The 23607-nt window shown below is 27.3% G+C and carries 23 protein-coding genes; 5 read left to right on the forward strand and 18 right to left on the reverse strand.

Annotated elements, in window-relative coordinates; translation table 11 throughout:
* Positions 1–37: 37 nt before the first annotated feature.
* The gene (locus H8923_RS01030) at positions 38–706 is read left to right on the forward strand and encodes an MATE family efflux transporter (protein ID WP_153971463.1); all 669 of its coding nucleotides are present in this window, start codon (positions 38–40) and stop codon (positions 704–706) included.
* 55 nt (positions 707–761) lie between these two features.
* On the opposite strand, the gene leuB is transcribed toward H8923_RS01030, so the two are convergent.
* Positions 762–1883, reverse strand: a complete 1122-nt coding sequence (gene leuB / locus H8923_RS01035) for a 3-isopropylmalate dehydrogenase (protein ID WP_153971462.1) — start codon at positions 1881–1883, stop codon at positions 762–764.
* Positions 1884–2068: 185 nt separating this feature from the next.
* Between leuB and H8923_RS01040 the strand changes: the two genes are divergently transcribed.
* Positions 2069–2977: a LysR family transcriptional regulator gene (locus H8923_RS01040; protein WP_153971461.1), complete on the forward strand. Its 909-nt coding sequence runs from the start codon at positions 2069–2071 to the stop codon at positions 2975–2977.
* Positions 2978–3074: 97 nt separating this feature from the next.
* Here the strand turns inward: H8923_RS01040 and H8923_RS01045 are convergent, their stop codons facing one another.
* The 3 genes from H8923_RS01045 to H8923_RS01055 form a co-directional block, all read right to left on the reverse strand.
* A complete protein-coding gene (locus tag H8923_RS01045; RefSeq protein ID WP_153971460.1) occupies positions 3075–3362 on the reverse strand; it encodes a hypothetical protein in 288 nt (95 codons plus the stop codon).
* 224 nt (positions 3363–3586) lie between these two features.
* Positions 3587–4294 (reverse strand): flavodoxin family protein, encoded by a 708-nt coding sequence (locus H8923_RS01050; protein ID WP_153971459.1) that lies wholly within the window; start codon positions 4292–4294, stop codon positions 3587–3589.
* Positions 4295–4323: 29 nt separating this feature from the next.
* Entirely contained in the window at positions 4324–4542 is a 219-nt protein-coding gene (locus H8923_RS01055) for a hypothetical protein (RefSeq protein ID WP_153971458.1), read from the reverse strand.
* A 216-nt stretch (positions 4543–4758) separates the two neighbouring features.
* Between H8923_RS01055 and H8923_RS01060 the strand changes: the two genes are divergently transcribed.
* Positions 4759–5196: a hypothetical protein gene (locus tag H8923_RS01060; protein WP_153971457.1), complete on the forward strand. Its 438-nt coding sequence runs from the start codon at positions 4759–4761 to the stop codon at positions 5194–5196.
* Between the two features lie 239 nt (positions 5197–5435).
* On the opposite strand, the gene H8923_RS01065 is transcribed toward H8923_RS01060, so the two are convergent.
* The 8 genes from H8923_RS01065 to H8923_RS01100 form a co-directional block, all read right to left on the reverse strand.
* Complete coding sequence (locus tag H8923_RS01065) at positions 5436–6791, reverse strand: MATE family efflux transporter (protein WP_153971456.1); 1356 nt, start codon at positions 6789–6791, stop codon at positions 5436–5438.
* A 251-nt stretch (positions 6792–7042) separates the two neighbouring features.
* Positions 7043–7309 (reverse strand): hypothetical protein, encoded by a 267-nt coding sequence (locus H8923_RS01070; protein WP_153971455.1) that lies wholly within the window; start codon positions 7307–7309, stop codon positions 7043–7045.
* Positions 7310–7328: 19 nt separating this feature from the next.
* Positions 7329–8762 carry a Na+/H+ antiporter NhaC gene (gene nhaC / locus H8923_RS01075; protein ID WP_153971454.1) on the reverse strand — a complete coding sequence of 478 codons (1434 nt, stop codon included), beginning with the start codon at positions 8760–8762 and terminating at the stop codon, positions 7329–7331.
* Positions 8763–8879: 117 nt separating this feature from the next.
* Complete coding sequence (locus H8923_RS01080) at positions 8880–10049, reverse strand: MalY/PatB family protein (RefSeq protein WP_153971453.1); 1170 nt, start codon at positions 10047–10049, stop codon at positions 8880–8882.
* A gap of 244 nt (positions 10050–10293) precedes the next feature.
* Entirely contained in the window at positions 10294–12348 is a 2055-nt protein-coding gene (locus H8923_RS01085; RefSeq protein ID WP_153971452.1) for a sigma-54 interaction domain-containing protein, read from the reverse strand.
* Positions 12349–12482: 134 nt separating this feature from the next.
* A complete protein-coding gene (locus H8923_RS01090) occupies positions 12483–12737 on the reverse strand; it encodes a glutaredoxin (protein ID WP_153971451.1) in 255 nt (84 codons plus the stop codon).
* Between the two features lie 39 nt (positions 12738–12776).
* Entirely contained in the window at positions 12777–13151 is a 375-nt protein-coding gene (locus H8923_RS01095; RefSeq protein WP_153971450.1) for a RidA family protein, read from the reverse strand.
* A 328-nt stretch (positions 13152–13479) separates the two neighbouring features.
* Complete coding sequence (locus H8923_RS01100) at positions 13480–14466, reverse strand: asparaginase (RefSeq protein ID WP_153971449.1); 987 nt, start codon at positions 14464–14466, stop codon at positions 13480–13482.
* A gap of 576 nt (positions 14467–15042) precedes the next feature.
* On the opposite strand from H8923_RS01100, the gene H8923_RS01105 reads away from it, so the two are divergent.
* Positions 15043–15219, forward strand: a complete 177-nt coding sequence (locus tag H8923_RS01105) for a hypothetical protein (protein WP_187127798.1) — start codon at positions 15043–15045, stop codon at positions 15217–15219.
* Between the two features lie 296 nt (positions 15220–15515).
* Here H8923_RS01105 and H8923_RS01110 read toward each other — a convergent pair whose 3' ends face one another.
* Positions 15516–16691, reverse strand: coding sequence for an amidohydrolase (locus tag H8923_RS01110; RefSeq protein WP_153971448.1), 1176 nt, complete (start codon positions 16689–16691; stop codon positions 15516–15518).
* Positions 16692–17117: 426 nt separating this feature from the next.
* Between H8923_RS01110 and H8923_RS01115 the strand changes: the two genes are divergently transcribed.
* Entirely contained in the window at positions 17118–17666 is a 549-nt protein-coding gene (locus H8923_RS01115) for a spore coat protein (RefSeq protein ID WP_153971447.1), read from the forward strand.
* 237 nt (positions 17667–17903) lie between these two features.
* Here H8923_RS01115 and kduD read toward each other — a convergent pair whose 3' ends face one another.
* The 5 genes from kduD to H8923_RS01140 all read right to left on the reverse strand — a co-directional run bounded on the left by kduD (position 17904) and on the right by H8923_RS01140 (position 23581).
* Complete coding sequence (gene kduD / locus H8923_RS01120; RefSeq protein ID WP_153971446.1) at positions 17904–18683, reverse strand: 2-dehydro-3-deoxy-D-gluconate 5-dehydrogenase KduD; 780 nt, start codon at positions 18681–18683, stop codon at positions 17904–17906.
* A 21-nt stretch (positions 18684–18704) separates the two neighbouring features.
* A complete protein-coding gene (kduI, locus tag H8923_RS01125; protein WP_153971445.1) occupies positions 18705–19535 on the reverse strand; it encodes a 5-dehydro-4-deoxy-D-glucuronate isomerase in 831 nt (276 codons plus the stop codon).
* Between the two features lie 167 nt (positions 19536–19702).
* Entirely contained in the window at positions 19703–21793 is a 2091-nt protein-coding gene (locus tag H8923_RS01130) for an alginate lyase family protein (protein WP_153971444.1), read from the reverse strand.
* A 49-nt stretch (positions 21794–21842) separates the two neighbouring features.
* Positions 21843–23027, reverse strand: coding sequence for a glycoside hydrolase family 88 protein (locus H8923_RS01135; RefSeq protein WP_153971443.1), 1185 nt, complete (start codon positions 23025–23027; stop codon positions 21843–21845).
* Between the two features lie 62 nt (positions 23028–23089).
* A complete protein-coding gene (locus H8923_RS01140; RefSeq protein WP_153971442.1) occupies positions 23090–23581 on the reverse strand; it encodes a PTS system mannose/fructose/N-acetylgalactosamine-transporter subunit IIB in 492 nt (163 codons plus the stop codon).
* Between the last annotated feature and the right edge of the window lie 26 nt (positions 23582–23607).

Genomic DNA, 23607 nt, shown 5'->3' on the forward strand with positions numbered 1-23607 from the left:
TGTAGTTCCATTTTTAAATAAGGAAACTATTATAAACATGTACTCTGGTAAATTTAATTTAAATTATTCTGCTAATTTATTATCTAATGGTTCATCAGAAGGTGTTGGATCTTTAGCTGCCGCTACTACTTCATTTGTATTTAATTTAGCTTTTATGAATATTGCTGGTGAGCATGGCGTATCTGCATTCACCGCAATACCTTATATATCAATATTTGCTAACTTAATAACTGGTGGTATAGCAGCAGGAATTGGACCAATAATATATTATAATTATGGTGTAAAAGAATACTCCAGAATTAAAGGGATACTAAAGCTTTCTACTATAGTATCTCTATCCTTAGGAACAATAATATTTGGAGTAATAATGTTTTTCAAAGAAAGCCTAATAGAATTATTTGTAAGTAGTAATCCAGAAGTATTTGAATTAGCTATCAATGGTGCTAAAATATATGCTCTAGCATTCTTAATCAATGGTCTGAATGTTATTTTTTCAGGATATTTTACATCAATTGGTAAAGCTTTAGCTTCTATAGTAGTTGCTGCTTCAAGATGTATTATATTTATAATTATAGGAGTTATGATAATTCCTAAATTATTTGGCATTGCTGGATTTTGGGCAACTGTACCTTGTGCTGAGATATTAACTTTAATAATTGTTATTTTCTTATATCAAAATTCAAAGAAATCAATGATTACCATTTAATCATTAAAATTTCACTATATAATAAAAGGATGTATCTAATAGATACATCCTTTTATTATATAGCAACCGTTTCAACAGGATAAGCTTTATCAAACAATTCACACATACAAGAACAAATCAAGTCTCCCATCAAACTTGTCCCAACTAAGTTATTACCATCACTATAAATATCTTCCGTTCTAAATCCCTGACTTATAACCTTATAAATAGCTCTCTCTATTAGGTTAGCCTCTTCATATAACTTAAATGAATATCTAAGCATAAGTGCTGCTGATGATATTAATCCAATAGGATTTGCCTTATCTTTTCCAATTATACTTTCATCTGGATGATGTAATTGATTCGGAGTGAATAATCCTTTACCATTACAATCAATTTCTGCTGATGGTAACATACATGCCGTTCCAGTTATTTGGCTAAGCTCATCTGCTAATATATCTCCAAACATATTAGAAGTGACTATAACATCAAACTTATCTGGATTTAGTATAACCTCCATTGCTGCTGTATCTACAAGATGATGAGTAAGATTAACATTTGGATAGTACTTTGACTCTTCATTCACTACCTCTTTCCATAGTCTAGAACTTGATAATATATTTGACTTATCAATACTTGAAACCTTATTTCTTCTTTTCATTGCCGAACTAAATGCTAGTTTAGCTGATTTTTTTATTATCTCCTCATTATAATATTCTAAATCACTAGCTTCTCTACCATTTTTTCCGATAGAGTATTTTTTCTCCCCACAAATTACACTCCCAACCAAATCCCTTACAACAAGTATATCTATCCCCTTTGAAATTATACTTTCCTTAAGTGGAGAAAACTCCATTAAATCTTTATTTAAAGTTATAGGTCTTAAGTTAGTAGATACATTCAAAACTTCTCTTATTTTTAAAAGAGCCCTGACAGGTTTTTTATCTAATTCTACTGTATTCCACTTACTACCGCCAACATTACCTACTATTACAGCATCGCTTTCTACACAAGCTTTTAAACTTTCATTTGGTAAAGGTTCTCCTAATTTGTCTACTGCATCCCCTGCTCCAATAACTTCTTCTATCTTAAAATTATGATTATATAATTTTTCGATTGTATTTAAAATCTTTACAGTTTCATTACTTATCTCTGGCCCTATCCCATCCCCTTTTATTAATGCAATTTTAAAATTCATAATCATACTCCTTTATGCTATATATTTAAAATAATTTTTCTATATTTTTATAGTACTAACATATAGTCATAATGTAAAATATATAAATAATTATAATTGTTATATAAAAAAAGCTATATGTGCTTTTTATAAAATTTAAATATAATTATATATGAATTAAAAATTTAAGATTAAAGGGTATATTTATGAATACAAAAAAATTAAAATATATTATAACTATTTCGGAGCTAAAAAGTATTTCAAAGGCAGCTTCACAACTTTTTATATCCCAGCCTTCATTAAGTAATATAGTATCGAATATCGAAAAAGAACTTGGAATTCAAATTTTTGATAGAAGTACTAATCCAATATCACTTACCTATGCAGGCGAAAGATATGTTGAAACTGCAAAGGAAATTATTAACTTAGAAAATAACCTAATAAAAGAATTTAGCGATATTTCCAGTATGAAAAAAGGAAAAATAACCGTTGGAATACCTTCTGTTAGAGGTACTCATGTACTTCCACTTATTCTACCTAAATTTAAAGAAAAGTATCCTGGCATTGAAATATGTGTTGTTGAAGGCGATTCTAATTTATTAGAAAGTAGTCTTATTTCAGGTAAAGTAGATTTAGTTTTAACTTCTTTTCCTAGTGCTGATAATAAAATAACCTGCGAGGTTTTATACGAAGAAAAAATTAGACTTGCTTGTAAGAAAGGTTACTTAGAATCAAAAAATTTACATACTAATTCTTCAAATATTATTACATTAGATGAATTAAAAGATATAAATTTTATACTCACTAAAAAAAGTCATAGAATAAGAAGACTTGCAGATGCAATTTATGATTATTATGAATTTGAACCAAAAATTATTTTTGAAACATCCAATACTGCTACTGCATTCAGACTAGCAACTTCTGGTCTTGGAATTTGTTTTGTTTCTGAAATGATTTTAAATACAACTAAACCTATACATGATTTTGATTTATTTGATATAGAAAATGCTCCACTAAAATGGGATATTGCTGTCTTATATCTAAAAAATTCTTATTTGAGTATAGCTGAAAAGTATTTTATAGAATTAGCAAAAGATGTTCTTGGTAAAAATTAGATATTTCTAAAAAATATGTATTAAAACTATTAAGTTTGATATATCTTTTACTTATTTCATAAATAATAATAGTACTTTAAAACTAGATAGTATATACCTAATTATTATTTAAAAAGAGCGAATTTAACTTAAATTCGCCCTTTCCATTAGGTGTAAGTACTGTCCCTAGTCCATCTGTTAATAATTCTAACTTTGCAAAATCAGGTTTTAGTTCTTTAATATCATCTTCTTTGCTATAGATAAGTACTAAGTCTCTTGATAAATATGCTTCTAACGGTGATTTTCCTAATGCTTCAATGATTTCATCTGTTATGTTTATTTTACAAGGCATTCTATTTGGAAAATCCATTGTATAAAAATCTTCTTCTTTTTTAACTTCTAACATTCCACTTTAAGTCATACACATACTCCAGCTGGATTTCCTTCAAAAGATTCGTTTGTAAAAGCATCTACAATATAATATTGCATATGTATTCCCCTTTCTTAATTAGATAAGATATTTTACTATATTATTAAAAATATCTATTGGCAGTATATTATAGACTTGTAAAGTTTTTTTGATTCATCGAATACCTATTCACTCAAAAAATTATTACCTTACTTTTATTTTTATTTCCAAGGTTTTGTTCCATTGAGCCATCCTTTTTCTTCCCAATATTCTCTTTCTATTGGTAATGAATTTTCACTCTTGTGGGCCATAATAAATATTTGAAACATCCCCTTTACAAATAATGAAGGAGATTTCTTTTTTAATAAAGATTCATAAAATTTACTAGCTTTATTTTCTAAACTACTTATACATTTAGCTTTTCGATTTCCTTCTATTTCATTCCATTTTTTACTTCTGACTGTTAATCCACACTTAAAAATTTTACTTACTCCCCAATATTTAAGAGATCTTTCTATTGTACCTAATGAATATTTAGTACCCGCTCCTGCTGTTGTTGATACTATTAACGCACTTTTAGTAAACATCTCTTCCATCGGCATATGTACCATATACATATGTCCATAGTGATCTAATAAAGTTTTCATTTGCGATGTTACATCCATTACATAAACTGGAGATGCAAATATTAACCCATCTGCTTCTCTCATGCTATTATATATTTTCATTGTATATTCTGAATGTGGGCACTGTTCCCTTCCTTTATAAAAACAATTAAAGCACCCTATACAGAAATTAGGCATATCTTTAGGCAAAAAATATTCAATATACTCTATATCTTCTTTTTTTAAAAGGTACTCTTTTACAATTTGTACAGAATTGTATGTGTTCTCTTTTCTCTCATTTCCATAGATTATACACACTTTCATATATTAATTAAACCTACCTTAATACTATTTTATAAAGCCTTTTTCTTTTTAAATACCTTCACTTTAAAATTTTTACTGCTACCTAATAATATTTTACTATCCTTAAAATTGTCATATATACTTTCAGTTGACACAGATATAGATAATGATTTACTTATTAAAAATCTTGTCATTAAAGGTAACCCTCCTTTTTTATTTAAAGATTCTTTTGTTATATAAGTAATTCTTTTTCTTTCTCTTTTATTCAATTTATACACCCTCTTACATTGGACTATTTTACTACATATTATTTATATTTTTCTTATTGTCCTTTAATTCCCTAAAACAAAAAAATAAAGATTGAAACTTATTACAATTTAATAATAGGATTTTATAACTATTTCTAATTAGTACTAAACTTCGATAAGTACAAGTTGTTATTTTTTGGTATAATGAAATTAAATTAAACTTAGGAGATTTATAAAATGAATGATAAACTTAACAATAATAATCATGCTAATAAATACGTCTGGAATGATTCTCTCATTTTAGATAAAATACAACATATTTTAGCCGATGAAAATATAGATGAGTTAGAATTTACTGAAGAAGTTTTAGAGCATATAAAAGCTCAATTAAATGAAAGTATTTCTTCAGAAGAAATAAGTCAATTGGCGTATATAGTTGCTCAAAGTATAGATGAGTTAAAAGTTTTACCAGAAGATAATATAAGAGACTATATTTTAAGATTAATAAATTATTTGAATGATACTACTTTTATGTGTATTAGGGGAGAATTTAAAGGTATTGAATTTAATGTTTATCAAGATTCATCTGTTGAAGATGTGTTTAATGAATATTATTCTAAATATGATGAGATATATGGAATATCTGAAATGCTCTCAGATCTAGGATTAAAATAAAAAACAAACTCTAATCAATAGAGTTCGTTTTTTTATTTATATTAGTTTCTAAATACTTTCTTGCTTCTTCAAAATCTTTTAATTTAAGTATTAGTTCTTTCTTATAGAAATTATTGATTTGTTTTATTATTTTTTCTTCGATAATGCAGATTTTCTATATTTCATCTCAGTAATTTCAGAAAAATTAAAGCAGTTGATAAGATTTTTCTTTTAATTAATCAATTTATTTTTTTAATTGACTATGCTAAATGTAAATTAGTTCTCTTTTTCCCATACATATAGATATGCTTATATTTATTTATAAAAATTAAAGAAACTATTAAGGTTATGAATTCAGAAAATGGAACAACTAACCATACACCATTTACGCCTAAAAATTGTGGTAAAATTATAATACCTAAAGTAAATAGTATAAACGTTCTAAGAATGGAGATAGTTGCAGAAATCTTACCATTTGAGAATGCTGTAAACATGCCTGATACAAAAATATTCATACCAACAACTAAGAAATTAAATGAAAATATCATAAATCCATTCAAAGTTATATTATATAAATCAGTTTCTTTCGAAGAAAACATACTTATTATAATATCTGAAAAGTACCTAGATGATATAAATATAAAAATAGCAAATAATGATATAATTATGAAACTGTATTTTATTAATTTTCTTATCTGCTCTTTATCTTTACTACCATAATTATAGCTTATACGAGGTGATACACCTGACGTAAATCCAATATATGCTGAGTTTAATAAGAACTGTACATAAAGTATTATTGTTATAGATGCTACTCCATCTTCACCTAAAAATCTTAGCATAGCTATATTATATAAGAATGTTGTAACTGCACCTGACATTTGGGTTACCATTTCACTAGATCCATTCATACAACTATCTAATACCAATTTCATTTTAAATTTAGGCTTTGCAAAGCATAAGTTATTACTTTTTTTCGAAAAATAAATAACTCCTACCATTGCAGGAAGTGCATAGCTTATACAAGTAGCAAGCGCAGCTCCAAGTGCTCCCATTTTAAATACTACTATAAGTACATAATCTAAAATAATATTTAATATACCACCAGATACTGAACTTATCATACCTAATTTAGGTACTCCTGCAGTAACTAAGAAATAATCAAAAAATAGTTTCGCTATCATAACTGGTGCAAAAATTAAAAATACAATCAGATAATCAAAAGAGTTTTTATATAAGCTATCTGTTGATCCTAAACCGTATATTATATTCTTTATAAATAGAATTGATAATAAAGCTACTATTAATCCAACGGCTAATGCGCTTAATGTAATGAGAGTAAAAGTTTCTTTAGCTTCCTGATTTTTTCCTTCTCCCATATATTTTGCAACTATAGCATTTCCACCAGTTGCAAACACTATACTTATTCCTATTAAAATATTTATTACAGGATAAACAATATTAGTTGCAGATAATGCATTCGATCCAACATATCTAGATACGAATATACCATCTATAATCGTACTCAATGAGAAAAATACCATCATTATAACTGTTGGAAACGTATACTTTATTAAAGATGTTAAGTTTATCTTATTCTCTAATGAATTACTCATTCTAACCTCCTTGATATATTTAATTCCTTAATATATAATAAAGCATCCAGTTACAGGATAGTCAATGAGGAGAATTATAAAAATATGTTCAAATAAAAAAATATTTTTATATAGGAGAATTTTCCAAGCTATCTAACATTAATAAAAATACTTTATTTCATTATGACTAAATAGGACTGTTTAACTTATACAATAAAAGAAGCTATCTCAGAATGATTTTTACATCATTTAAGACAGCTCTTGTGCTGAGATTATATGAATTTTTTCTTTGGTGTAATTACAGTTGATAGAAATATCAATATTATACTTATAATCCAAGGCTTTAATCCAAACTGATTAAACAATAAATTAGAACCTGCAAGTGTAATTAACATATATTTTGATATAAAAATATATGTTACCTTTGATATTTTATTATAAAATACAAATCTAAAACATAACATAAGCATTCTTATTCCTACAAAAGCTGTTATCAGCCCAATAATATCTTGAATCAAATAATAATAATGAAATTCCATAGCTAATTACTCCTTATTTTTATATAGCTTTTGTTTCTTCTTCTAATAATAATTTAAATTCCTCTTCTGTATACGTTTTCATACTAAATCCAGTCACCCCATATATAAATGAAATTATAGGAGTTATCCAACTTAAAAAACAGTATGGTATAAATTCTAATGGAGACAAACCTAATGTTTGACCACAGAATATAGCATTTGAATTCCATGGTATTAATGGACCTCCCAATGTAGCTGTATCCTCTATTATTCTTGATAGATTTTCTGGCTTTAATTTGAATTCTTTATATAATGGCGACATTACAGTACCTATAAACACAGATGTAAACATCATAGATGAGCTAAATGCATTTGCTGCATAACTTGCTATAAATGTAGATCCAACTAACTTAGCTCTTGAATTACCTATTTTATCTATCATTGGTTGTAATAATACTTCTAAGAATCCTGTTTTTTGTAATATTCCTGCTATTACAAATACTATAAATACTAATAACACAGTTTCAGCCATACTCATTATCCCACCACGATTTAACAACTTATCTGCATAAAGAAGACCTGTGTCTATAGAATATCCATTTAACATATAGTTTAATAAATCCCCTAATTTTTCACCTTCACGAACAACAGCAATTACTAATCCAAGAACTGCTGAAGATAATATTGATACTATAGGTGGTTTTTGTAATAATAATAATCCTAATAATACTATTATCGGTATTAATGCTATAAATCCAATCTCAAAATTTGATTTTAAAACAGCCATTACCTCATTTATTTGATTATAATCAATTGTATTATCTGCATATTTAAATCCTATTACTGTGTATAAAATTATACATAATATATAAGCTGGAACAGTTGTATATGTCATATGCTTTATATGCGTTATAACGTCAGTTTTACAAACAGCTGCTGCTAAATTTGTAGAGTCTGATAATGGGGAAATTTTATCACCAAAAAATGCTCCTGATATTATTGCTCCTGCTGTAAGTCCTGGAGGTACTCCCATACTATTTCCTATACTCATTAATGCTATCCCCGAAGTACCTAATGTTCCCCAAGACGTTCCAGTTGCTATTGATGTTAATGAACATACAATTAATGAAGTAAGTAAGAAATACTTAGGTGTTATCACTGTAAGACCACTGTAAACTATTGTTGGTATAGTACCTGCAGCTATCCAAGTAGCTATCAGTACACCAACAGAAAGTATAATTATGTTAGATTGAAACGCATCCTTTCCTACAGAGAATCCAAACTCTTCTATTTCTGCATTTGTATATCCAAGCTTCATTGCTGCTGGTACAACTATTAACCATGATAATAAGAACATTGTTGTTATAGATGCATCAAATACGACCATACCAACAGTTGTTAAAGCTATTATCGAAAACATTACCAATAAAGCATACCTAAATGTAGGTTTTCTTCTTTCTATTTTCATTTCCATTTTATGCCCCCAATTTATTAAAATTATTTATTGTGTAGATTTTATTTCCAAGTAAATTTATTTTTACATGACGAAATAGATTATACTAATAATCTATTTCATCATACTTAATCTTTATTAACCTTCAATAGCTACCTTAATTCTATTACATGCATCTTCTACCATAGGTCTAGGACAAGCTAAATTTATTCTTTGGTATCCTTTTCCCCCAATACCAAAAGAAACACCACTATTTAATGCTACTTTACCTTTTTCAATTAGTGCTTTTGCAACTTCATCATCAGTTAGTCCAGTTTTACTAAAATCTACCCATAATAAATATGTTCCTTCTGGCTTTTTAACTTTTAATGTCGGCATATTTTCTTCTATATAATTAATAGCAAAATCTGCATTGCCTTCTATATACTCTAAAAATTCTTTTAACCAATCTTCTCCATGGTTATAAGCTGCTTCTGTTGCTACTAAACTAAATGCATTATTTCTTCTTATATCTAATCTAGCAAATGCTGAATCTAATTTCATATAATCTTCTTCATTTGGTAATATAACTTGAGACATTTGTAATCCTGCTAAATTAAATGTCTTAGTTGGCGCCATGCAAGTTATACTGTTTTTTGCGAATTCCTCACTTATAGATGCAAATGGAATATGTTTATTACCTTTAAATATTATATCGCTATGTATTTCATCTGAGATTACTTTCACATTATTCTTAATACATATATCTCCTAATTTTTTTAACTCTTCTTTAGTCCAAACTCTTCCCACAGGATTGTGTGGATTACATAGTATGAACATTTTTACATCTTTTATTTTTGACTCTATATCTTCAAAATCCATTATATAGCTACCATCTTCTAATTTAATTAATGGGCTTATAACTAACTCTCTTTCATTATCTTTTACAACACTATTAAAAGGACTATAAACTGGTTCTTGTATCATTATTTTATCATTTTTTTCAGTCATTTCTTGTATTATTAAACTTATTGATGGCATAACCCCTGGACTAAATATTATCCAATCGCTCTTTATATCCCATCCATATCTTCTAGAGATCCAATTTACAATTGATTCATTGTAAGAGTTTGGCCTAGTTGTATATCCAAATATACCTTGATCTAATCTTTCTTTCATAGCATCGATTACACTTGGCGCTGTCTTAAAGTCCATATCTGCCACCCACATAGGAAGAAGGTCATTACTTCCATATTTCTTATCCATTTCTGACCATTTTGCTGAAAAATTATTACTTCTGTCTATTACAGCATCAAAATTGTAAATCATAATTATATTACCTCCATTATCTTTGATTACACTTATATATAGCAATATCTATGCCAACTTTATAAAAATGTAACAAAAAAATAAAACCTCTCCAATACTATAATATTACAATTTTATATTTCTATAAAAGTATACTGTCTTACTTAGTATACTTTCATATTTAACCCATTTAACCAGTAAAAAAAATCAATGGGATTAATAGATTAGTTTTATAACCTATTAACCCCATTGATTTAATTAATAATTATTTATTCTGCTCTAAAAAGTATACTCCCTTATCTGTAATTATAGATCCCCCACGCCCAGATAATACTTTTATTAGTTCATAGTCTTGAAGTTCTAGAAGAATACTTCTAATTTGTTGCTCTGTTAAAAATCTACCTTCTGATACTGCAACTTCATAAATTTTTCTTCTTCCAATTCTTTCTTTATTTGTATAAGCTTTATTAACTTTGTCTAAAACAAATATATAGTCATTTATTGATCTTTTAAATTTTGGAATTTCTATTTGAGTGTTCTTCATTAATAATTGTTTGCATTCTTCTTTAGAATCTATTGATTCAACAATGTATTCTGGTAAATCAGACTCTTCTATTATATTTTTGCCTAAGTAAGAGCAATACTCAGCTATGTTTCTTAATTCTCTAATATTACCTTCCCAATTATATGATTTAAAAATATTCATTACTTCGTCTGATAATTTAAAATTAGCATCAAGGTTATTTTTAAAAGAATTAAATATTAGTAATATATCCTCACTACGCTCTCTAAGCGGGCTAATTTTTAAAGGTAGTACATTAAGCCTATAGAATAAATCTTTTCTAAACTTATTTTCACAAACTAATTTTTTTAAATCTCTATTAGTGGCTGCAATTATTCTTATATCTACATCAATAACCTTATCAGATCCTATTCTTCTAATTTGTTTTTCTTGTATCACTCTAAGTAATGTTGCCTGAGAACTTAAATCCATTTCACCAATTTCATCTAAAAAAATAGTTCCATTATTAGCAAGTTCAAATAAGCCTATTTTTCCACCCTTTTTAGCTCCTGTAAAAGCCCCTTCTTCATATCCAAATAATTCACTTTGTAAAAGTCCATCTTGAAATGTACTGCAGTTAACAGCCACAAAAGGACCATTATTTCTAGATGATGATCCGTGAATAGATTGAGCAAATAATTCTTTTCCAGTCCCACTTTCACCCATTATTAAAATTGATGAATTTGATTGAGCCATTTTAAATGCTATCTTCTTTGTATTTTGTATATTTTCGCTCTCTCCAATTATATCATCAAATGTGTATTTACTTATATTTCCAGAGTTTATCAATTGAGATCTAAGTTTGGCTTGCTTTTTTTCAGCTTGATAAAACTTAGTAACTTTCATTATATAACCTGTAAATAAATTTATATTTGTATATTTTATTTCTAAATTTATATCTATATTATTAACCTTAGTAAGCCTTTGAAAGTGAGTAGTTTCACTATTTATAATATTATTAAAATTACAAGTTTTTATATATTCTTCAATATGTTTTCCTATCATTTCATTTTCATTTAGACCTAGTATATCCTTTGCTACGTGACTATAAAATTGAACTATTCCATCATTACCTACGCATATTATACCTTCATCTATTGAAGATAATAAAAAATCAAATTGATTTTCTAACTTTGTTTGATTTACTAAAAGCTTTTCTGTTATATAACTAGTTGGTATTATTTTATCCATAAACTTTTTTAGTAAATCCTCTTTTATTAAGTAATCAAGATTTAGTTTTACAGCAATATCAACTATACACCCTAAATCAATTATTCTATATCCTAAGTCTATAACTTCACAGTTATCAATTGGTATAAAAATTTCTTCTCCTGGTGTCAAGATTGTAGAACCTGAAGGTATACGTTCAAATCCCGGATAACAATGTATAAGCTTTGAAATACCACTGCCTAATTTATGTATAAGATCAACTGTTTCTAATGCCATACTTCTAGATAAATTGTATACATATACAGTTTGACTCTTTTCTAACTTAGAAACATTATTAAAACTAGATTTTTCAAATGTTAATTTAGGTATAATTATCTGTGTATCAGGTGAGCAAATCGATTCAATTTCTTGATATTTTAATCTTACTGATAAAATAACTAACCTTTCATTGAAATAAATAATATTATTCTCTTCATATGAATATAAATTTATTTTTATATTCTCTCCTAAGAATTCTCTTATTTGGTTAGCGTAGATTTCCCCTGCCTCCTTTTTTAGTGTTATTATTGCTAAGTCTTTTCTTTCCATATTTACACCCCATACCTAGTAATTATATTTGACATGATAAAATTATATCAATATTTTATATAAAAGGCAAAATTTAAAACAAATAAGCAAATCCTCCCTTTTAATAAAGAGAGGATTTGCTTATTTATTTTAAATTATTTTGCTAATACTTCATCTAAGTCTAATGTTTTTCTTCCATCTTCCAAAACAAAGCACGGTATTCCAATTCCATGATTAGCTCTTATATCTTTATATATTTCTAACCCTTCACGTAAACTTAAGTATTCCTTTAGTCCATCTAAACTTGCTGATAAATTTTTAAAATCTATCTCTACATTCTTTTTTCTTAATTCACATAATGCGTATAATGTATCTGGACATAAGTGACTTCCTACTACTGTTATTTTCATAATAATCTTCTCCTATATAAGTATATTTAAATTTAATATTTATCTTTTTAAAACAGCTATAGCTTCAATTTCGCATAGAACACCCTTTGGTAAATCCTTAACCGCTACACAGCTACGTGCTGGATTTGATACAAAGTATTTTTCATATACTTCATTAAATGCTGCAAAATCAGACATATCATTTAGAAAGCACGTTGTTTTAAATACATTTTCAATACTAGTACCTGCTGATTCTAATATAGCTTTAACATTTTTGCAGCTTTGGTCTGCTTGCTCTGAAATTGATACAGGTACAGATCCATCTTCTGGATTTACTGGTATTTGACCTGATGTAAATACTAATTCTCCAACTTGATATCCTTGAGAATAAGGACCTATAGCTCCTGGAGCTTTTGTTGTTTTGATTACTTTCATTAAAATTTCCACCTTTCTTAATTAATGTAAAGTTTAACTTTTTTATAATTCAAACTCATTATATTTATAAAGCAATAATTATGCCAAGTTTTGTAACTTTACTTTTTTATTTAAAAAAAGGTTTAGTCATAGTAATATACTTAATTATTATTTATCTTTTAAGATTATTATTTTAAAGTGTAAGATTAGTCTTATTTTTATGGGTTAAACTGTATAAACATTTACCCATTTATAAAAATAGATTTTATTGATATCTTTATATAAAGATTCTATTTTTTATTATAAATACTTATTATTATATTTAATAAATCTATACATTAATAATATTTTAATATCGCTCAAAAACACTTTTCAAATAATCATATGAATTACTTTTTTCCAACGCAATAGAAAGTAATATTCTAGCTTTCAAAGGAGTTAATGTATATGCTGGTATCGTACAATATTCTTCATCTAGATTGTCCCTATCTACGCTCCCACCTTCAGCCATAGATGATCTTACTACTGCTATAGAATTTTTCGTCATTTCTAATATTTTATTTTTCCACCTTTTACTTATCATTCCGCTTCCTGATCCTGCTATAACAATCCCCTTATAATCACGACTAATATAATAATCAAAAATATCTGAATCTAGATCTGCATCAAAATATACTATACCTACTTTAGGCAATGATTTAATATTATCAATATTAAATTCACTATTTATCGTGTGGGGTTTTAATGATTTATTTATAAAATTCACAATATCATCATGCACATACCCACAACACCCAAATTCTTTTCCATTAAATGCTTGACATCTAAAAGTATCAACTTTTTGAACATCTCTACCGCTTATAATATAGTCCGAAAAAACTACTAAAACACCTTTACCAACTGCATCCTTATTAGATGCCACCACTATTGCATCATATAAGTTATTAGGCCCATCAGCACTATTCGCTGTCGCTGGCCTCATTGCACCTGTAATAATCACTGGCTTACTTGTTTTAACTACAAGGTTTAGAAAAAATGCGCTCTCTTCCAATGTATCTGTACCTTGCATTATAACAAACGCATCTATACTATCTAATTTAGATAGCTCATTTATTCGTTTAGCTAAAATTAATAATTTATCTATACACATATCTTCACTTGAAATGTTAAATATTTGCTCTCCATCAAGATTAGAAATATTCTCTATTCCTTTTAAAGTTTTTATGATACTACCTAATTTAAATACCCCATTTGTATAACCTAAGGTTTTTCCTTCATCTCCTTGTGCTGATATGGTTCCTCCTGTAGCCAAAATATAAATTTGCTTTTTATTCATACTTCCCTCCACAATATACTAATTTGTTTTATAAATAATTTGATTCATCTTATATTTCATAAGAATAAATTAAAATATTATTTCTATAATATTTTGTGGTATTAATTTAATATTAAACATATTTCTTTAGAATAAAGATTTATTAATATGACATAATTTTTATAAAAACATTTATATCTATGATAATCAAAAATATCTTTAAAATTATATTCAGATCAGTATAACTTTAAAGATAATAAATTTAGAATTATTCATAGTATCTTAAAGTTTATATTTTATTAATAAAGTAATAATTGAATTTTGGGATAATATGAACTTTAATACTAATGAACTTAAAACTAATGTAATAACGACAATATACAATTTGTTAAATAGAATTGGTCTAAAAATTAACATATAATATCTAAGATAAAAAATATTTTTTGTATGCACTATTTTATTTATACCTCTAAAATTTTTAAAATTTATACAAAACGCTTAAATATTTATCAATTAACTATATATAAATTTTATAAGTTATAGTGTATATTTTTATTTATTTTTACTCATAATAAGAAGGAAAGTGAGGTGATAATAATGTCTAATAACAATAACAACAACAATAACTTTAGAAACAATAATAACAACAATAATAACAACTTTAGAAACAACAATAATAACAATAACAACAACAATAATAACAACAATAATAACAACTTTAGAAACAACAATAACAATAATAACAATAATAACTGCAACAACAATAATAGATAATTTGTTGAATAAAAGTTGTATAGAAGTTAATACATAATTAATTTCTATTAAAAAGTGATAACAAAGTCTTTAAAGTTGATTTTGTTATCACTTTTAATATAAAACAATAATAAAATCATATTACCATTTTATTTAAATTTTATTATAATTATTATTTACTCTTTATCAGTATAATATACCCTAGAAAGTTATATAAATTATTATAAATTTATATAAAAAAACAGTAAATATTTATAACAATCTATCTACTGTTTTATTTTTATTTAATTATTCTATTAATTATCTATAGATTTCATCTAATTATTTTCTTCACTCTTAGCTTCATAAACTATCTCACCATCAATTATAGTATACATAGTCTTTGTAAATACTTCCATTGGATTTCCATCAAAAATTGCAATATCAGCATCTTTTCCTACTTCTATACTCCCAACTCTATCTGATACATTACATATTTCTGCTGCATTTATGGTGATAGCTTTAAGACCTTCTTCTATTCCCAATCCTTCTTTAGCTGCAAATCCAGCGCAAATAGGTAAATCTTGTATTCTTGTAACTGGATGATCTGTTGTAATAGCTACCTTAACACCGGCCTTGTGCAGTATACCAGCTGTTTTAAAATCTAAATTTTGAGTCTCTATTTTATTTCTAACTGCTAATGATGGGCCAACTATTGCTGGAAATCCAGATTCTTTAATTTCATTTGCAATTAAATGTCCTTCTGTACAATGATCTAATGTTAATCTTAAATCAAACTCTTTAGCTATTCGTATTGCTGTTAATATATCATCTGCTCTATGTACATGTGCTTTTATAGGAATCTCTTTATTCATTACGGGTAACCAGCATTCTTTTCTAAATACTTCCTCAAAATTATCTCCATTTTTCATGGCGTTTTGTTTATTTTGACTATATTGCTTAGCATTAAATAATTCCTCACGTAAAAGTGCAGCTACAGACATACGAGTTGATGGAACCATATTTTTTTGATTATAGTTTGTTTTTATATTCTCTCCAAATGCAACTTTCATTGCTGCAGGTTCAAGAACAGTCATATTATCTATTACTCTTCCATGAGTTTTAATAAAAGCAAACTGTCCTCCAACTACATTCGAACTTCCTGGTCCAACCATTACTCCCGTAATTCCTGATGTTAAAGCTGTGTGAAATGCTGAGTCCATAACATTTATTCCATCTAAAGCCCTTAGATAAGGTGTAATTGGTTCATTCATTTCATTACAGTCATCACCCTCAAACCCTTTTCTTTCTTCTTTTATACCAATATGACAATGGGCTTCTATTATTCCTGGCATAACCCAACAGTTTTTTGCATCAATTACTTTACAATCTTTATTATTTAAATTAATATTTTCACTTATTTCTAAGATTTTTTTATCTTTTATCAAAATGGATCCATTATCATATGTTTTTCCTGACATGGTTATTATTTTCCCATTTTTTATTAATAACATAATTTTCATTCTCCTTTATAAACTGGTTTATGTGTTCTAACTTATTATTAACTACTAATCATACTAGTTAAATATTAAAATTTTAATTTGAATAATATAATAAATTGACTTATATATGAATACCAAAATAATAATGAAATATAGTAATAAGCATAATTATTTTTGATTTGTAATTAGTATTAAAATATAAAAATAATTCTGTAAAAAATCTACCCTTTAACTTATAAGCAAATAAATATTAAAATGTCATTTTGGTTTCACGAAATACAATTACGGATATATTATTTACAATCTTTTTGTTTATATACGAATGTAAATATTAATCCAGAATAAACCTTTCTAGATTCAGAATTATTTACCACACAATCTTTTAGATTTATTAGGAATACTATTAATGCAAAATTTATTAAAAAGGAGAAATTAATTATGAAATTAACACCAGCAGAACTACATAACTTACATGAACTGATTTTAAGTTGTGTAAATAGTATAACTAATATGGCACTGTACAAAAACCAAGTCACAGATCCAGAACTCAAATCTATGATAGAAACTCATTTTCCAGTGCATGTACAAGATTATAATATTAAGGTAAGATTTGCTAAAGAATCTAGTGCACCTACAGAAAAGTTAAATGTTCCTGAGTTAAAAATAAATCTACAAGATTTTACTTCAGCTCCTGTTGATCCTATACCTGTTACTCCTAGAACAGACATACAACAATTAAATGATAGGGAAATTGCCACAGGATACCTTTTAACTCTAAAAAGAGCTGGTAGAGAATATGCTTGGAGTGCAATGGAGGCAACTAATCCAACTTTAAGGGAATTTTTAAAAGATGCATTTACAATGTCTTGTAATCATGCTTATGAGGTATCTGAGTGGTTAATAAAAAAAGGATTCTATCCTTTATGTGCTGCACCTCAAACTGAAATAGATAAGATTGCTTCTCTTTATAATGAAGTAAATCAATAAATTTCTAAACAAAAATACTCATATCAATTGATATGAGTATTTTTTATATTTACATAACTTTTTTGGTTTTGCATTATTCCCTATCTAATTTATTAACAACTACACTTCCAAAAGTAAATCTTATTACTGGCTGTACGAAAAATAATTAAATAAAGAATGCAAATAGGAAAAGTATGATGTATCGCAATCAAATTTATGTGCGATGCACTCCATGTGTAATTTCATTTACTTTATAGTTTATCTGACTAACCATCCACCATCAACAGCTAATACATGTCCATTAATATAATCTGATGCTCTACTTGATAAGAATACTACTGCTCCCATTAAATCAAATGGCTCTCCCCATTTGTCTGCAGGTATTCTTCCTAGTATTTCTGCATTTCTCTTTTCATCTGCTCTAATAGGTGCTGTATTATCAGTTGCTATATATCCTGGTGCTATAGCATTTATTTGAACATTATGACATGCTAACTCATTTGCAAATGCTTTAGTTATACCAGCTACACCATGCTTACTAGCAGTATATGGTGGTACAAATTTTCCACCTTGGTATGATAACATTGATGCTATATTTATTATTTTACCACTTTTTTGTTCAACCATTATTTTAGCAACATCTTGGCTTAAGAAATAAACTGCATTTAAGTTTATATCCATAACTGCATTCCAATCTTCTTCTTTGTACTCAAGAAGAGGTGCTCTTCTTATAGTTCCTGCATTATTTACTAATATATCTATTTTTCCAAAAGTATTTATTGCTTCATCTATAACTTTCTTTCTATCCTTAGCTTTAGTTAAGTCCGCTTGTACAAATACAACCTTTCTTCCTTCAGCTTCTATCATTTTTCTAGTTTCATCCCAGTTAGTATCATATGTAGCCACTACCAAGTCAGCTCCTGCTTTAGCTAAACCTACTGCATATCCTTGTCCTATACCTGTATTTCCACCTGTTACTATTGCAACTTTTTCATTTAAATTGAAAAAGTTCATTGAAAATTCTTGTAAATTACTCATATTCATATTCCTCCCAGCTTATTATCTTAATCTTGACATTTCAACTGCATCCATATCATCGAATGTTTGGTTTTCTCCACACATTCCCCATATAAATGTATAGTTACTTGTTCCAACACCTGAGTGTATAGACCAGCTTGGAGATATTATTGCTTCTTCATTCTTTACAACTAAATGTCTAGTTTCCTCTGGTTCACCCATAAAGTGGAATACTCTTGTATCTTCTGCCATATCAAAGTAGAAATAAACTTCCATTCTTCTTTCATGAGTATGACAAGGCATCGTGTTCCATGCATTACCTTCTTCTAAAATAGTCATCCCCATTAATAATTGACAGCTTTCACATACGTTTGGATGTACGTATTGATATATAGTTCTCTTATTTAATGTTGAATTATCTCCTAATCTAACTGGATTAGCTTCATTTATATCTATTTTTACAGTTGGATAGCTTTTATGAGCTGGAACAGAATTTATATAGAACTTCGCTGGATTTTGTGTATCTTGAGATTTGAACTCTATAGTTTTAGTTCCCATACCTATGTATAAACCATCTTGAGCTTTTAGTTCATACTCAACACCATCAAGTATTACGCTACCTTTACCTCCTACATTTATAACACCCATTTCTCTTCTTTCTAAGAAATATTTCACACCCATTTCTTTGCCAGCTTCTAACTTTAGAACTTCTCCTACTGGCATTGCTCCACCAAATATTATTCTGTCTACGTGGCTATATGTTAAATGTATATTATTAGCTTGGAATATTTCTTCAACCAGATAGTGGTTTCTTAATTCTTCTGTTGTATATTTTTTTGAATCTTGTGGATGATTTGCATATCTTATATTCATTACATTACCCCCTAGTATTATTTTGTTTTATACTTATTTATATAAGCAATTTTCATGCCAAGTTCTGTAAGCACTATAAACATTTACATTTATTATAATTAAATACTGTAATTTACATTTTCCAATTTAGAAGTGTGACACAAATTCAGATTGAGTGTTACACAACTTTAGAATGTTAGTACTTCTCTTATTACAGTATCATTTTTAATTTTTATTACTCCTGTTCTGCCATAGAAAGGAATATTATCTATTGTATAATTTCTTCTACCCTTTGGTTCTTCACAATGAACGATTACAACAATATAAATAGTATCTTCTAAAGTTATTTTTATTGCCTCAGCATACTGTCTGTCTAATATTTCTTTTCTCCAATTTAAAATATCTACATATTCTATACTTTTAATTTCAACCTCATCATCGATATATATAATTGAATTTAAATTAGTAGTTCCTTCTTTTGTTACTTCTAAGGTGCATTTTTTAGACTTGTAAATACTATTATATTCTTTTGATATAACCCCATCTTCTTGACTTATATCTTGTCCACTTATTGGAACAATGTTCAGCTTTCCGTTTTTACCACAATATACTGCTCTATCTTCAAGTATTTTTAAATTATCTTTTTCAAAATTAAAATATGATTTATATTTATGAGTTCCTTGAGATATAAATTCATCACTCACTATCCATATACTAGGTTCTATATAGATTAACTTTCTTGTTGTAAATACCCCTAAATCAAAATATCCTAAATGAGAACCTTCTACAAGAGAAGCTGTTTTCTTGAAACTATAATCTCTTTTTATAGGATAAGCAACTTTGCTACTTCCCCATGATCCTCTTGATATAGTAAATTCTTTATCATCTACTGTAGTAGTGTTATGGCTTATTGCTCTTTTTAGTAGTTCTCTATATTCACAACCTTCTTCGTAGTTGTATCTACCACTATCCACTAAATAGTTCTCGCCTTTATAATTTATATCAAAATGTAAAAGATCAAAATGCCCATGTCCACTTCCTATTGGCCCACACTTAAAAAATGTATACGTCCCCCCTTCTCCCCATTTATTTCTTAGTATATAATTTCCTGAAGATCCATGAGCAATATTTTTAAATTTCGGTTCTTCTGGTTTTAAATCTTCAAATATTTTTATACCTTCTATTCCTATATTAAATATAGATTCTAAGTCTAACTCATTAACTAAGTATTTTAATTGACCGTCATTTAAAACCACAGATGCAAGACCTAATATATCTCTTAAATCCTCCTCATCACTATCACCATAGTTACTTTGGTTGTAATTAGGTTTCATAAATGATAATGTTGCATAAGACATTTTTTTAATTTTATCTATTATATAATTTGATAGCTTTATATTATTTTTATTGGCTATAATAGCCACATCTAGCATACAATTTAGAATTTCATTATGATACATATATGACTGTTCCCATTGTAGACCATCATCTAAAATTTGTATTTCTAATGCACTTTCTATTATATTTAATGAATTTTCTCTTAATTTATTTGATATTTTTAATTCAGGAAAATATGTAGATGCTATAAATACTCCATGTTGCTCTAAAATTACCCAGTTACTTAATAGTCTATCCTCTCTTGTAGATTTAGTTATAAATTCCATATGATCGTTTATAGTTATTAAAATTTCTTCTATTAGTGAATCTTTTAAATTTCTATCTTCTATAAAATACTCTAGTGCTTTTATCCAATTTCTACACCTTAAACCAGCTTCTATAGTCCTATAAATTAATTTATTTTCTGTTCCAGTTTGATTTGAAGTATTTATCCAACTTTTTATTTGATTATTAAAAGCATCTATGTATTTTTTATCTTTAGTCATTAAATAGCTCTGGCCATATGTTATAAAATATCTATGTCTATTTAGCATATAAGTCCATTCAGGATCATTGAAAGGTATTGTATCCCATATTATGTCATACTCAAATATATATGGGGTTTTGCACCTCTCCATATCCCACTTCATGTCATAAATTATTTTTTTATTAGCAAAATTATTAGCCATATCTAGTATAGACTTAAGTTCTTCATATTTATTTAACTTTATGTAGTCTACTAATGGCTCTTTGTCTCCTATAAATCCTTTTATATGCTTTCTGTTTCTAAAGTAATTTATTAACTCCTTTCTTGCCAAATCAATATTTTCTTCTTCATAGTTTTTCTTTACACTTTCAAGCCCTTTATAATTTAAATCTATAATATCAAATATCTCCTTCATTCTTCCTCCTAATAACAAACCGCTATATATAAATATAGCGGTTATCTTATTACCAATATAAGTTCCAATCTTTGTATAATCTCATTAATGCTTCCATGTAGTAATAGTCTCCCCAAAGATTTCCTTCATCAATTCCTTTATTATGTTGCCAAGAATATACTCCATGTAATAATATACAGTTTGCATTTGCTTCATCTTTACTTGTATAATTTTCTATTAAATTTCTTAAAGTTTGATGAGCTACATTTATATATATTTCTTTTTCTTCACATTCATCCATGTATTTGTTCATTTCTAAAACTCCACAAACAACTATTGCAGCTGATGATGAGTCTCTTGGTTCATTATCTTTTTCTGTAAATACTAAATCCCAATAGCATATTAAATCTTCTGGAAGTCTATTTAAGTAATAATTTAAAACCCTTTTATATATATATTTACACTCTTTCACTTTATTATATCTATAATTGTATGGCATACCACATATAGCCCAAGCCTGGCCTCTAGCCCAGCTAGATTCATCTGAATAACCTTGATGTGTAACACCTTTTATCGGTTGCTTTGTATCTACATCAAAATAATATGTATGGTATGATGACCCATCTTCTCTTATTAAATTATTTATAGCTGTATTAAAATGGCTATTAGCTGCTATTTTAAATTTTTCATCTCCAGTTTCTTCATATGCCCAATAAAGAAGTGGTAAATTTAATAAGCAATCTATTATTAATCTATATTCCTTAGGATCACCCTTTACTCCCCATGCTTGTATAAACTTTCCTTCTTCATCATATCTCTCTAATAATTTGTACGCTGCTTTTATAGATATTTCCTTGCATCTTTCATCTTTTGTTACCTTATATCCTGCAACTGTAGATAGTGAATATAAAAATCCTATGTCGTGATGATCAAGCACAAAGTATTCTTCTAATCTTTTTTCAAAACTATCTATTTGAACATCTAATACTTTTTTATACTTTTCATCATTTGTATATTCATAAGCTAACCAAAGCATACCTGTCCAAAATCCATTTGTCCAGTCATCATTCTTTTTCGTTCTATAAACATTATTTGTTGTACAAGCACTTGGAAAGTTCTCTGTATATAAATCTAAATTTTCATCTATTTTCTTTATAACAAAATCTAATGCATCTTTGACTTCTTCTTTACTTAAAAACAAAACATCTTTTACATTATCTTTTATTTTTATTTCTTCTAATGCTATTGAATTCATAATAAGCCCCCTAGTAATTATTTATAAATATAGGAGTCCTAAAAGGACTCCTTTATTTAATCTTATAACCCAGCTTCTTCTAAGAATTTAACTAATAAAGTATCTGGCTCATCTGGAACCATTCTAGCTGTTAAATTTACACCCTTTTCCATAAGAGTTTTAAATGCACTTACTTCTTCATCTGTAACACTTATAGATTTTTTTATTTGAACTGTATTATCACGCTTTGCCATATTTCCAACATTTATATCAGTTATCTCTAATCCTTTATTCATTAGATCTAATGCATCCATAGGATTTTTTAATACTATTAAAACTTTTTGATTAGCATATTTTCCTGCTAATATGTTCTTAGCTGCTGTATCTTTACTTATTATAGATGTTGCTATACCTGGAGGTGCAACCATTCTTAATATACTTTTTTGCATTTCATCAGCTGCAACTTCATCATTAGCTACCATTATTCTAGTTGCTCCAAGTCCAGTTGACCATCTTGTTGCAACTTGTCCATGAATTAATCTATCATCTATTCTTATATGTACTATACCCTTCATAATAAATTCTCCCAATCATCTTATAT

This window comes from Romboutsia faecis, from assembly GCF_014323405.1.
Taxonomy (GTDB): Bacteria; Bacillota; Clostridia; order Peptostreptococcales; family Peptostreptococcaceae; genus Romboutsia_E; species Romboutsia_E faecis.